The 13061-nt window shown below is 71.1% G+C and carries 10 protein-coding genes; 2 read left to right on the top strand and 8 right to left on the bottom strand.

The window, feature by feature from the left end:
- Positions 1–5: 5 nt before the first annotated feature.
- The 8 genes from PLE19_10860 to PLE19_10825 all read right to left on the bottom strand — a co-directional run bounded on the left by PLE19_10860 (position 6) and on the right by PLE19_10825 (position 10444).
- A complete protein-coding gene (locus tag PLE19_10860) occupies positions 6–2741 on the bottom strand; it encodes an alpha-glucuronidase family glycosyl hydrolase (protein ID HPD15443.1) in 2736 nt (911 codons plus the stop codon).
- Between the two features lie 184 nt (positions 2742–2925).
- The gene (gene plsY / locus PLE19_10855) at positions 2926–3612 is read right to left on the bottom strand and encodes a glycerol-3-phosphate 1-O-acyltransferase PlsY (protein ID HPD15442.1); all 687 of its coding nucleotides are present in this window, start codon (positions 3610–3612) and stop codon (positions 2926–2928) included.
- A gap of 20 nt (positions 3613–3632) precedes the next feature.
- Positions 3633–4613, bottom strand: a complete 981-nt coding sequence (locus PLE19_10850) for a Gfo/Idh/MocA family oxidoreductase (protein ID HPD15441.1) — start codon at positions 4611–4613, stop codon at positions 3633–3635.
- A 34-nt stretch (positions 4614–4647) separates the two neighbouring features.
- Positions 4648–5652: a uroporphyrinogen decarboxylase family protein gene (locus tag PLE19_10845; protein ID HPD15440.1), complete on the bottom strand. Its 1005-nt coding sequence runs from the start codon at positions 5650–5652 to the stop codon at positions 4648–4650.
- Between the two features lie 97 nt (positions 5653–5749).
- A complete protein-coding gene (locus PLE19_10840; GenBank protein ID HPD15439.1) occupies positions 5750–7009 on the bottom strand; it encodes a cellulase family glycosylhydrolase in 1260 nt (419 codons plus the stop codon).
- A 91-nt stretch (positions 7010–7100) separates the two neighbouring features.
- Positions 7101–7796 (bottom strand): response regulator, encoded by a 696-nt coding sequence (locus PLE19_10835; protein HPD15438.1) that lies wholly within the window; start codon positions 7794–7796, stop codon positions 7101–7103.
- Position 7797: 1 nt separating this feature from the next.
- Entirely contained in the window at positions 7798–8982 is a 1185-nt protein-coding gene (locus PLE19_10830; protein HPD15437.1) for a DUF4118 domain-containing protein, read from the bottom strand.
- A gap of 55 nt (positions 8983–9037) precedes the next feature.
- Complete coding sequence (locus PLE19_10825) at positions 9038–10444, bottom strand: potassium transporter TrkG (GenBank protein ID HPD15436.1); 1407 nt, start codon at positions 10442–10444, stop codon at positions 9038–9040.
- A gap of 274 nt (positions 10445–10718) precedes the next feature.
- Here PLE19_10825 and PLE19_10820 point away from each other — a divergent pair, with 274 nt between their 5' ends.
- Together PLE19_10820 and PLE19_10815 are read left to right on the top strand one after the other, a co-directional pair.
- Positions 10719–11672, top strand: a complete 954-nt coding sequence (locus PLE19_10820) for a branched-chain amino acid transaminase (protein HPD15435.1) — start codon at positions 10719–10721, stop codon at positions 11670–11672.
- Between the two features lie 18 nt (positions 11673–11690).
- Positions 11691–13055 (top strand): hypothetical protein, encoded by a 1365-nt coding sequence (locus PLE19_10815; protein HPD15434.1) that lies wholly within the window; start codon positions 11691–11693, stop codon positions 13053–13055.
- Positions 13056–13061 lie beyond the last annotated feature (6 nt).

Raw genomic sequence — 13061 nt, 5'->3', positions numbered from 1 at the left:
GGCGGCTAGGGGGCGGGCGCCCCGGGCCAGGCGGCCCGGCGCGCGACCAGGTACGTGGGCACGGGCCCCAGCGGGACGAGGAACAGGCCGCCCTCGGCGCGCAGGGTGCGCGGCTCCTGTCCGCGGCGGTAGAGGCGGGCCTCGGCGGTGTTGAGCCGCAGGTGCACGGCCTCGTCGCCGGTGAGCTTGTAGGCGGCCAGGATGTCTTCGGTGCGCGAGCGGAAGAGGTGGACCACGGCATCGGAGCCGGCAAGCGTCAGGCGGGCGACGGGCTCGGCGTCGGCGGCCGGGCCGAGCCACTCGGCCAGGCGCGCGGCCTGCTCGTCGAGCCGTTGGGCCAGGTCGGCCAGGGTGGGGGCCATGTCGCTCTCGGCGGTGCGGCTGAGCACCCAGAGCAGGATGCGGCGGGCCTTGCGCAGCTTGGTGCAGGCCACGGCGAGCTGGGGCAGGGCCTCGGGGGGGTTCGTGACGCCGGCGTAGTAGGCGAGGGCGCCCTCCTGCACGGAGGCGAGGGCGCCGAGCAGGGCGCGGAAGCGGTAGATGCTCTCGGCGATGCGCTCGGCCCGGCGCGCGGCCGGCGCAGCCTCGAAGAGGGGGCCCTCCCAGGGCGGCGCGGCAGCCTCGAGGGCCTCGCGGAAGGCCGCGTGGATCGGCTCCATGCGGGTCTGAAGGTCGCGCAGCTTCTGGCTCTGGGCGCGGATCTCCTGAATCTGCGCAGCCACGGCCGCGCTGGTGGCTCGCGCGCGGAGCGCCGCCCAGTCGCTCGCCGGGTCGCCCGGCTCCACGGGCAAGACCAGCCCCGCGCCCTGGCCGAAGGGCCGGGGGGTGGCGGCGAGGAGGTCGGCGTCCAGCCGGTCGCCGTCGAGAGCCGCCTTGGCGAGGGTGACGGCCGCCTGGCCCTCGCACAGGCCTTCGGCCCAGCGGCGGAAGTGGGCCTCCGGCGTGAGGGTCGGGTCCCAGGAGAAGCGCGCGAGGAACGAGGCCCGCGCGGCGGCGCCGGAGCGGTAAGGCACGGCGATGGCGGTGGCCTTGGCCGCGACGAGCCGGGCCGCTGAGGCCGCTGCCTCCTCCACGCGCGCCAGGCCCAGGAAATCGCCGGGGTCATCGAGCACGTCGAGGGCCTGCCCGGCTGCTTCGGCGGGCGCGGCGGCCGCCACGCAGGCGGGCGGGGGCGCGGTGCGGAGCTTGCCTTGGCCATCGCGCCGGGCGAAGACCACGTCTATCCCTCGGCGGCGGGCGTAGTCCACCAGGATGGCCAGGCCGCGCTGATGGGCGAGGTAGGCCTCGGCGACGCAGGTGTAGGGCGGCTGGATGTCGAAGGGGAAGAGGGCATCGCGCGAGCGCTTGGCCTCGTAGGTGAACGTGGCCTCGAGGCCATCGAGCGGAATGACCGCCTGGTTGAAGCAGTTCTTCGCGGCCAGGTCCACCATGGCCAGCCATTGCCACTGGGACCAGCGAGCCGCCCAGTCGGGCGTGGGCCCCTCGGCCACAAGCGCCCGGCGGGCGAAGAGCGGGGTGCGGGCCTCGTCCAGGTCCAGCACGCGGAACGGCCCACGCGCGGGCAGGCGCGCGCCGAACATCGAAAACTGGACTCCGTAGCGCTCGAGGAGCGCGTAGATGCCGTAGACGAGGCCGCGGGGGGCCGCCGCGGTGACGAGCAGGGCCGGCTGGCCGCCGTGGCGGAGGCTCTTGAGCAGGTAGCCGTCGTGGCCCAGGCCGGGGAGACGGCCCTCGAGGCCTGCGGCCCGGACCAGTTGGGCAGCGAGCTTGTTGTGCTGCGGCGTGCCCACCACGAGGAGCGGCTGCGGGGGGAGGGGTTCCTCGTCGCCGGGCAAGGGCTCGCGAGGCTCGATGTTCGCGTCGGTGAACTGTGCCAGGTACGAGCGCAGTTCGAGAGCGGCGAACCGCTCGAGCTCCGCCTCGGGCTTGTCGCTCGAGAGCATCATCACGGCGGTGCCGGGCGGGGTGAAGGTGTAGCCCCAGTCGAGCATCGAGTCGGGCGGCCCCTCGAGCCAGCGGCCCAGGTCCACCTGGGTGGCCGAGCCGTCGTCGCCGACGAGGCGCAGTGCACGGAGGCTGGGGGGCAGGCTCTCCCACGGTGGTGCCGCGGGGCCGAAGAGCCTCAGCCGCACGGCCGTGGTCTGGCCGGGCGCCACCGCGGGCAGCCTGCGGCTCTCGCGGAGTTCGCCGAAGCGCAGGTCCAGCGTGGCCCGCGCCCCCTCGCCGCGGTAGTTTCCGATGTGGGCGACGAGCCAGGTGCCCTCGGGCGTGGTCTCGATCTGCACGAAGGCCAGCTCGAGGGGATGCGCGAGGTCAATGGCCTGCGCGTGGAGCACGGGGTCGCCTGCGTCCGGGCCCTCGACGCCACGGCGCGGCGGATGCAGGGTGGCGCGGAACTTCAGAGGAGCGCCCGTTCGCGACCGGAGCCAGGGCGGCACGCCCGCGGCGGGAACGACAACCGTGCCGCCACCCGACAGTGGGAAGGTGCACGGGTCGCTGCCCAGGCGCGCCTCGCCCCGAGCGGCCAGGGTGGCGCTCTCGACAACGAGAGTCTTGCCCGCATAGTCGTTGGCCCGGGTGGCCAGTTCCTCAACCACCTCCTGGGTCCAGGCGGGGATGGTGATGGACTTTCGGCGGAGCTGGCTGCGGAGCGAGCCCACCTCGGGGGGCACCTCGCCGCGGGGCAGGCAGCCGAGCCCCGATAGGGCGAGGCCCAGGGTCACCGCAAGTGCCCTTCTCATCCTCGATGGCCTCCATGACGCCGTGCCGTGGTGCATCAGGCGACGGCGCGTATTATACCGCGCCGCCGCGTCGCACCGCAAACAATGCGCGCGCCGCGGCTCTCGGCCATGAACCTAGACGCACTCCGCCCCCGCCCTATTCATCCTGGCCGCAACTCCTTGCCGGCGAGAGACTTGGGCAGGCTCACGAGCCTGGCCGCGCGTCTGGCGGGGCGGCGGCCCTCTGCCCGATCTTGTTCTCGGTGCCCCGGAGCAGGCGGGTGATGTTGCTCTTGTGGCGCGCGATCACCAGCGCGGCGACCAGGGCGCCGAACACGATCAGCTCTGCCCGGCACCAGGTGCGTGCGCCCCCGTGGGTCGGGTCGGGCACGAGGGCCATGGCCAGCGGCACCACCACCACGGCCGTCATCGAGGCGACCGAGACGTACCGCGTGGCCGCCCGCACGATGAGCCACACGGCCCCGCCGATGAGGGTGGGCAGCCAGGCCACGCCCAGGAAGGCCCCGAGGCTGGTGGCCATGCCCTTGCCGCCGCGGAACCGGAGGTAGACAGGGAACACGTGGCCCACGATGGCGGCCGAGCCGTAGGCGATGCCCAGGGCCGGCGCCGCCTGGCCGCTGCCGCCGGCGAAGAGCGGTGCGAGCAGGAACGGTGGCGCGAAGCCCTTGGCAATGTCGAGCGCGTGCACCGCAAGGCCGATGGGGCGGCCGAGCACCCGCAGCGCGTTCGTGGCGCCGATGTTGCGGCTGCCGGCCTGGCGAATGTCCACCCCCTTCAGGGCGAGTCCGGCGATGAGCCCGAAGGGGATGGCCCCCAGCAGGTACGACAGCACGCCGCCAGCCGTCCAGAGCCACAGGTCGCCGGAACCCATGGGCGAAGCCTCCGGGGCGTTCAGGCGCCGCTGCGCGGGTGCCTGACGGGTGCCACGCGCCGCTTGCGGAGCGTTCGGGCCGAGTCGTAGCAGGCGTCCACCACGGCCATGATGCGCTCGGCCCGGTACATGTCGGTGACCAGCGCTGAACGGTCGCCGCCACGCGCCTTGACGAGTTCATCGTACATCAGGCGGAAGAGCGGCTCGTCCTTCTCGGCAGGCACGCGGAGCGCCTCCTTGGGGCCGTCGAAGAGCGCCAGGCCGTCGTAATTCAGGTGCAGGCTTTCGCCGCCTGATGCGAAGGTGAGCTCGAGCTGGCTCTTGGGCAGGGTGTAGCTGATCACCAGGCTGGCCACGGCGCCCCAGCGATAGTGGAGCTGGATCGCCGCCTTGTCGTCCATGTCGGGATGCGCCCTCAGGTGCGAGAGCTGGCAGAACGCGGTGTCGGGGTCCCCGACCAGCCAGCTCAGGAGGTCCAGCACGTGCCAGCCGCTGTCAATCACGGCCACGCCGCCGCTCTTGGCCCGGTCGCCGCGCCAGCCGGGGTCGGCGAAGGCCGGTGCCCAGAAGTAGGTGAAGAGGCCGTGAATGAACTCGACGTGCATGCTGCACAGGATGTCGCGCGCCGTTCGAATGTGGCTGGCGTATTTTCGCTGGCCGCCCACCCACGCCCTGCGGCCCGCGGCCTTGAGCGCGCCGATCATGGCGCGGCAGCTCGCCAGACTGTGGCCGAAGGGCTTCTCGGTAAACACGTCGGCGCCGTAGACGCAGGCCAGTTTCACCATCGGCTCGTACAGGTGGTTGGGCAGGATGAGGCTCACGAGGTCCAGGCGGTGGCGCTCGAACATGGCCTCGGCGTCCTGGTAGTGGGCGACGCCGGGGGGCAGATGGGCCAGCGCCTCCAGGTGGATGTCGCACCCGGCGACCAGTTCGAAGGCCGGGTGGTCGGCGAGCGTGCGCACGTGGTGTGCGCCCATGCCGCCGCAACCAATCACACCCACTCTGATCTTCTCGGCGTCCACGGCCGACTCCTTGTCACGACTGGTAGCGGATCGGGGCGCAGAGGGCCTTCAGGTTCGCATCCGCCGTGCCGGGCGGGATTTCGCAGCCGGCGCCGGCCAGGAGCGGGTTGCCGGCGGCCTTGTAGACGGCGCGCAGGGCCTTCCGGATGCTGGCGGGTGTGCCGCGCTTGACGGCGTTCGCGGGGTCGAGGTTGGCGACCATCGTCTTGCCTCGGCCCAGGATCGCTCGCGCCTTCGCCATGTCTACCTGCCAATCGAGGTCCACGATATCCACGGGCAGCCTGGCAAAGTAGGGCAGGAGGTGTGTGGTGTCGCCGCAGATGTGCAGACGGACCAGGCCGCCGCCGGCCTGGATGCCCTCGAAGAGCCGCTGTTCGAGGGGGAAGATCATCTCCGCGTAGAGGTCGGGCGACACCTGGCTCGCGATGGCGTCGCCCACGCCGATGGTGTCGGCCCCGGCGTCAATCTGGGCCTTGGCGAAAGCGATGCCGACCTCGACGCAGCGCTCCATCAGCTCGCGGGCGAAGGGGGCGTCGAGCACGAGGTCCATCAGGAAGTTCGTCACGCCCCGCAGGTCGGCCGCCTCGGCGGCCGGCCCCTCAACCCAGCCGAGGACCGAGTACTTGCGGGGCACGGCCCTGTGATAAGCCTCGACGGCTCGCACGCGGTCGAGCATGCGCGTCGAGCGACGCGGGTTGGGCTTCTTGAGGAGGCGGAGGTCCTTGGCGTCCTCGAGCGGCGGCTTGACGCAGCGCGGCACGCCGTCGCGGACGTAGCGGATCTCGGCCCCGAAGCCCTGCGTCTCGCGGTAGGGGTCGGAAATGGTGCTCACCTGGTCGAAGCCGAACTCCTCGGCGCACCGCAGATTGGCCTCGACCAGCACGCGGTAGTCCGAGGCGAACGCCCCGTAATTGGACCCGATGTGCTCGGCGGCGAACTGCATCAGGATGGGCACTCGGGGCAGGATGTCGGCCGCCTCGCCCCGCACGACGGCCAGGTAGCGGTCGAAGCTGGTCATGTAGGTCTCCTTGAGCCTCATAGGACGGATGGGACCGAGAGGACAGATAGGGTTCACCGAAAGCTGGGGCCTGCCTGTCCCATCGGTCCTATGCGTCCTACTCCTTCCCTGCCTCCGCCGGTCTCGCCAGCAGCCGGGCCTTGATGCGCTGGTTGGCCTCGGCGATGGCGTCGAGCTGCCAGGCGCGGGCGTTCGTGGCCGTCACATTCCAGTCCTTGTCCTGGCCCCGGAAGTCGTAGACCCACAGGGCCGCGAGGGGCACTTCGGCCTTCTCGATGGCGGCGAGGAGCGCGGCGAGACGCTCCTTCGCGCCCTTCTCGCCGTCGGGCGCCTGGTCGCTCGCGCCGAACTCGCCGACGAAGAGCGGCTTTTTCGCCTGCGCGGCCACTTGCATGGCAAGCGCCAGGAACTCCGCGGCGGACACCTCGCGGCCGAAGCGCTTGCCCGAGGTCTCGTACACGTGAATGCTCAGCACGTTGACGGGGTCGGGGTGGTCGAGCAGCAGGCGTTCGGCGAACTGGCTCTCGTCGTCCTGCGACCAGCTCTTCTCCTTCCGCTGGTGCCAGGCCGAGGGGCGGGGGGCGCTGTGGCCGCTGGTGATGATGCGGCGGGGGTCGTGCTTGCGCACCTCGTCGGCGAAGGCGGCCAGGGCGGTGGCCAGGGCGTCGTGCGTCAGGTCGTCGCGGGCGCTGCGTGCGGCGGGCGTGCCGAGCTTGGGCACCACGGCGGGGCGGTGCTGCGCGGCGTTGGGCAGGTCGGCGTCGAGGTTGTACTCGTTGCCGAACTCCCAGCCCCAGATGGCGGGGGAGTGGCGGTAGCGGGTGACAATTTCGCGGGTGTAGGCTCGCATGAAGGCGTGGGTCTTGCTGTCGGGGTTGCCCCACGCATCGCGCGGTTCGCCCACGAGGTCGGGCACCGTGGCGCTGGCCCAGAAGAGGCTGGGGATGAGGCCGATGCCGTGCTCTTCGGCGGCCTTCACCATATTGTCGAGCAGGGCGAAGTAGGCCGGCTTGTCCTCGAAGTAGAGCTTCCAGTCGTTCGGCCAGAAGCCGCAGGCCATGAAGCGTGCGAAGGGGATGCCGCGGCGCGCCAGTTCGGCCAGGCCCTCGTGGCAGCCCGCGTCGGCCGGGCCTGCCCTGAGCGAAGCCGAAGGGTCGCGCAGCGAGCGGTAGAAGAGATCGAAGTAGTTCACCCCGATGCCGCGAAAGGGCTTGCCGTCCTTCCGCAGCGTGCCGTCGCGCGCGACGTCGAGGCCGGCGCCTCTGGGCGGCGTGAGCAGGGGCAGGCTGGGCAGCGTGGTGCAGCCGGCGGCGGCGAGCAGGGCGGCGAGCCACCCGCCAACGGTCCGATGCGGCATGGTTGCTCCTTTGGAAGAGTGGCACCTCCCTCCAGGTTAGCGCGCCGGCTTGCCGCGGGTCAAGGGCCGAGGGCGAGCCGCGGCGGAACAGTCACTCGTCGGCGAAGCGATACCCGACGCCCTGCTCGGTGAGCAGGTACCGGGGATGGGAGGGGTCCACCTCGATCTTCTGGCGCAGGCCGGCCATGAACACCCGCAGGCAATGCACGTCGTCCGTCCGCAGGGGGCCCCAGACCTCCTTGAGCAGGAACCTGTGGGTGAGGACCTTGCCGGCGTGTCGGACGAGGGTGGTGAGGAGCTTGTACTCGATGGGCGTGAGGTGAAGCTCATGGTCGCCCGCGAACGCGCGGCGCGCTCCGGTGTCGAGGGTGAAGTCGCCAATCGTGACGGGCGTGGCGTCGGCGGCGCCGCCGCGGGCGGCATGGCGGAGTGCGACCCGCACGCGCGCCAGCAGCTCGCGGATGCCGAAGGGCTTGGTCAGGTAGTCGTCGGCCCCCGCATCGAGGGCGGCCACCTTGTCGCGCTCCTGCTCGCGCGCCGAGAGGATCACGATGGGCGCCTGCGACCACTCGCGCAGCTCGCGGATCACCTCGAGCCCGTCCAGGTCGGGCAGGCCCAGGTCGAGGATGACGATCTCGGGCACCCACATCCTGGCCTGGGCGAGGCCCTCGCGGCCCGTTTCGGCCTCGACCACCTGGTGGCCCTCGCCGGCGAGCGAGGCGCTCAGGAAGCCACGGATGGGCTTCTCGTCCTCGATGATCAGCACGCGCGGCTTGGCGCCGGACACTTCAGGCCCCTTCCTCGTCTGCGGGGAACTGGGGAGGGCTCCCCTCGATGGGCAGCGCGAGGCGGAAGCGTGCGCCGCCGCCGGGCCGGTCCTCGGCCCAGATGCGGCCGCCGTGGGCCGTCGCGATGGCTTGGCAGATGGCCAGGCCCAGGCCAGTTCCCGCCTGGGGCGTCGCGCCGGGCCGGCGCAGGCGATGGAACTTCTCGAAGACCCGCCCCTTCTCCTCGTCGGGGATGCCCGGGCCGTGATCGGCCACCTCGAGGAGCATCTGCCCGCCGTCCACGGCCGCCGACAGCTCGACCGGCGTGCCGGCCGGCGTGTATTTCGCCGCGTTGTCCAGCAGGTTCACCAGCGCCTGCTCGACGAGCACGCCATCGAATGGCGCCATCGGCAGGCCCTCGGGCACGTGCGTGTGCACGGGGCGCCCGGCCAAAGCCGCCTCCATGCGGCCCAGGGCCGACCCGATGACCTCCTCGACCGGCTGCCATTCCTTGTGGACGACGAGGCCGCCGGCCTGGAGCCGCGTCATCTGGAGGAGGTTCTCGACGAAGTGGTTGAGGCGGCTCGCCTCGTCTGAGATGGTGCGCAGCAGCGTGCGACGGGTCTCCTCGTCCTGCACGCTGCCCAGCTCGAGCAGGCTGCTGCTCGCGCCGGCGATAGTGGCCAGGGGGGTGCGGAGGTCGTGGGACATCGAGCTGAGGAGCGCGTTGCGCAGCCGCTCAGCCTCGGCCTGAAGGCGTGTGGCGTGCGCCGCCTCACGCAAGCGGTCGCGCTCGGCAGCCATGGCAAGCTGAGCGGCGGCCTGGCGCCGGATGCGCTCGGTGAGCGCGCTCGTCAGCAACGCCACGCCCAGCATCACGGCGAACATGATCAGATACTGGAGGTCCGACACCCCCAGCGAGCCGAAAGGGGGCACAAACAGCACGTCGAAAAGCAGCACGCCGGCGAACGATGCGAAAATGCTCGGCCCCCGCCCGTGCCAGGCGGCGACCACGAGCACGCCGACGAGGAAGGCCATGACGATGTTCGCCTCGGCCAGGCCCGAGTGGCGGAACACACCGGCCACGAGGGTGCAGGCAGCCATGAGGACGGCAGCCCAACCGTACGAGGCCCACGAGGCACTCGACGCCGGCGCGGCGACGGCGCTCACCTCGGCCTGCGCGGTGCCTGTCGCGGAGTCGTCCATGTCGCGCAGTCTACCGCAAGCTCCGGCGTGGCGCAAGAGGCGAGCCGTGCGGCGCTCAGCCCACGAACACCTCGGCCGCGGCGTACCGGTACCGTGCCGGCTCGTGCGGCGCCACCAGCGAGAGGCCGAGCGCCAGCGGCCCCACGCGCCCGACGAACATCGTGAGCGTGAGCAGCAGCTTGCCCACGTCGCTGAGGCCCGCCGTGATGCCCATGGACATCCCCGTGTTGCCCAGGGCGGAGACGGCTTCGAAGAGGACCCGCAGGAACGACTCCCTCTCGGTCGCGGCCAGCGCCACCGTGTCGAGCAGCAGGAGGAGCAGGAACGACAGGAAGATCGTGTTCGCCTTGGCGATGGTCTCGTCCGATACGCGGCGGCGGCAGAAGTTGGGGTCGCGCTGGCGGAAGTGGCCCCACAGCGAGAGGGCAAGGACGCCGAGCGTGGTGGTCTTGATGCCGCCGCCGGTGCTGCCAGGGGAGGCGCCGACGAACATGAGGAACATGATGAAGACGAGGCTGGGCGCGCTCATCGTCCCAATGTCAATGGTGTTGAAGCCGTCGGTGGTCGAGGCCGAGATGGCCTGGAAGGCCGAGGCCCGCCAGCGGTCGGCCGCGGTCCAGCCCGCCGGCCACCGTTCCGCCGCATAGATCAGCCCTGTGCCCGCCAGCATCACGACGGCGGTGACGGTGAGCGCGAGCTTCGTGTGCACGGAGAGCCGCCGCGGCCCCTCGCCCATCCGGCGCCGGCGGAACCGGCCACAGAGGTCCGCCATCACCAGGAACCCGATTCCGCCGGCCAGGGAGAGCCCCGTGACGGTGGCGGCCACCACCCAGTCTCCCTGCCGCGACACGAGGCTGTCGGAGAGCAGGCCGAACCCCGCCGTGCAGAAGGCCGAGATCGAGTGGAAGGCGCCAAAGTAGAGTGCCTTCCAGAACGAGAACTCGGTCATCCAGCAGGCGGTGAGGACGGCGGCGCCGACGGCCTCGAAGCACAGGGTCACAAGCGCCACCCAGGCGAAGAAGCGCGTGACGTCCGCCAGCGTGGGGCCGGCCATGGACTCCCGTGCGACGAGCCTGTGGTTCATCCCCAGTCCGCCCGAGAGCAGGCGCGCGAAGACGACGAAAAAGGTCATGTAGCCCAGGCCGCCCACCTGGAAGTCCAGCAGCAGCACGGCTTGGCCGAAGCCCGAGAGACCTGTGCCCACGTCTACCGTGCACAATCCGCTGGTGCTGACGCCCGACATGGCCATAAACAGCGCATCCACGAACGGCATCGGCCGTTCGCTTGCCGACGCGATGGGAAGGCACAGCAACCCGGCGATGAGCAGGGTGAACGCCGCGTAGCCTGCGACCAACAGGCGCAGCGGCGCCACACGGAACGCCGCCTTCACGGTTCCCGCAACGGCCCTTGGATGGACCGGTTCCGCCAGCCCATTGCGGCGTGCGGCCACTCCACTTGCCATGGCACGCTTCCTGCCCAGGATGGGCACACTTCCCTCATCATCACCCTACCACACGGCGCATTAAGGCCGCACCCAATCGCGCCCCTTGCGCATCAAGATTCCGTCAAGAAGGCGGAAAACGCCTGCACCCTGCCGCCGCCAGCCGTGGCCATCTCGACGCGGGGCGCCAGGCAGCACCCGCAGGGGGCCGCTACCCTTTGACAAACCGAACGGCGTTGGGTAGACTCTCCAAGAAGAGCAAGGACCCTCTCTGTCGCGAGGAAAGGTCGGAGCCATGGCTGGACGGACGAAGGCCGCCGAGCCCGTGAGCGGCGTGGCCAAGGCGCAGAAGATCTGGATGGACGGCGAGTTCGTGAACTGGGACGATGCGAAGATTCACGTGCTTTCGCACGTCGTCCACTACGGTTCGAGCGTCTTCGAGGGGCTGCGCTGCTACAGCACGCCCACGGGGCCCGCCTGCTTCCGCCTGCGCGACCACCTCCACCGCCTGATGCAGTCGGCCAAGGTCTACCGCATGGCCGTGCCCTACACGGTCGAGGAGCTGGCCGAGGCGACGAAGGAGCTGATTCACCGCAACGGGCAGAAGGCCTGTTACGTGCGGCCGTGCGTCTTCCGCGGCTATGGTCCGATGGGCGTGTACCCCCTCAACAACCCCGTGCAGGTGGCCATCGCCACGTGGGAGTGGGGCGCCTACCTCGGCGACGAGGCCGCCAACGCGGGCATTGACGTGTGCGTGTCGTCGTGGACCCGCCTGGCGCCCAACACCGAGCCGTCGCTGGCCAAGGCGGGCGCCAACTACATGAACTCGCAGCTCATGAAGATGGAGGCGGTGATCAACGGCTATGCCGAGGCGATCGCCCTGGACATCAATGGCTACGTGGCCGAGGGCAGCGGCGAGAACATCTTCGTCGTCAAGGACGGCGGGCTGGTGACCCCGCCCTCGGGCGCCTCGATCCTGCCCGGCATCACGCGCCACTCGGTGATCGTGCTGGCCAAGGAGCTGGGCCACGAGGTCCGCAAGCAGATCGTTCCCCGCGAGGGGCTGTACATTGCGGACGAGGTGTTCCTCACCGGCTCCGCCGCCGAGGTCACGCCGGTGCGCAGCGTGGACCGCATCCCCGTGGGCGACGGCAAGCCCGGCCCCATCACCCTGGCCATCCGCAGGGCCTTCCTGGACCTCGTCACCGGCAAGGCCGAGGACCGCTACGGCTGGCTCGAGCGCGTCTGAGCTACGGAGGGCGAAGACATGGTGGAGCGGCATCCCGGGGGGACGCCGGCGGTGCGGGGGGGCCGCCGGCTGGCGCTCCGCGTCGCCTGCGCGCTGGCGTTCCTGGCGTGCGGCGGCTGCGAGCGCGACTACGTGGAGGTCACGGTGCAGCCGCGCGCCGACGGCTCGTTCTCGCGCACCTACCACACGTGGCACACCGACACCGAGAAGAAGGGCCAGGTGCTGGCCCCGCCCGCGGCGCTCGTGGAGCAGGCGAAGGCCCAGTACCCCAAGCGGGTGGAGACGAACGACCCGTCGGTCGCCTTCCAGGGCGACTTCCGGGTGGTGCCGCCCGATCTCCAGCGCGGCGCCCACAGCAACCGCGGCGCGTACACGGTCTGGACCTCGCCCCTCGGGCACGTGGGCTACTATCGGGAGCGGCGGCCGGGACGCACCGACCACTTCACCCGCTTCCGCGAGGCGGCGGAGGCCGCCGACCTGCTGGTCCGTCTCGCCGTCACCATCGCCCGCCAGCAGCTCAAGGACGAGGCGGGCCTCGACAAGCTGATCGAGTTCCTCGAGGGCCCGTTCCGCAAGGACTTCAAGGAGGCCCTCTTCTTCATCGCGCACGCCGACCTGGGCGCGGCGGCGCAGTTCATCGGCCAGGACGCCGAGAAGACCCTCGTGGGCGCCGCGGCGTTCCTCGTGCAGTTTGCCGAGGAGCACCGGTACCTCGAGGCGGCGGATATTCCGCGCCTTCTGACGCGCGAGGGCGCCATCGGCGTGGCCGCGGCGCTGGTGGCCAGCAGGATGGGCCGCCCGCTCGACGCGCCGCTGTGCAAGAAGCTCGCGGCCCTCGCCCAGCCCGAGGTCGCCAAGGAAACCTATGCCGCCGCACTCCAGGAGATGAAACTGACCGAGAAACAGTTCGAGGTCGCCCTGAGCCCGCTCACCGACGGCCTCTTCCATCTGCGGTTCTTCGATACCGAGACCGAGCTGCGCTACACCCTCATCCTGCCGGCCAACGCAGAGGTCCGCTACACCAGCGGGCGCCGCGACGAGAAGGAGAACCGCATCACCTGGCGCGACCTGCTCGACGATCGGCCCGTGGCCAGCCTCTACTTCGCCTTCTGGGCCGCGCCCGACGAGGCCTGGCAGACGCAGCACCTGGGCGGCGTGGTGCTCCGCGGCGAGGAGCTCACCGAGTACGTGCTCTGGGAGAACTCGCTGCGCCCCGACATGATCGCCGCCTGGCGCGCCGCCCTGGAGCGCCTCGACCCCAAAGGCGACCTCGCGCAGCAACTCACGGCCATCCGCCTGACGGACTCCCCCAAGGAGGGTCCGCCCGAGCAGGGCGCCCGCATCCTCCTCAACGCCCTCAAGCCGCCGGCTGCCGCCAAGTGAGCCGCG

This window comes from Planctomycetota bacterium, assembly GCA_035384565.1.
GTDB lineage: Bacteria > Planctomycetota > PUPC01 > DSUN01 > DSUN01 > DAOOIT01.
This window is presented reverse-complemented; position numbering and strand designations above follow the sequence as displayed.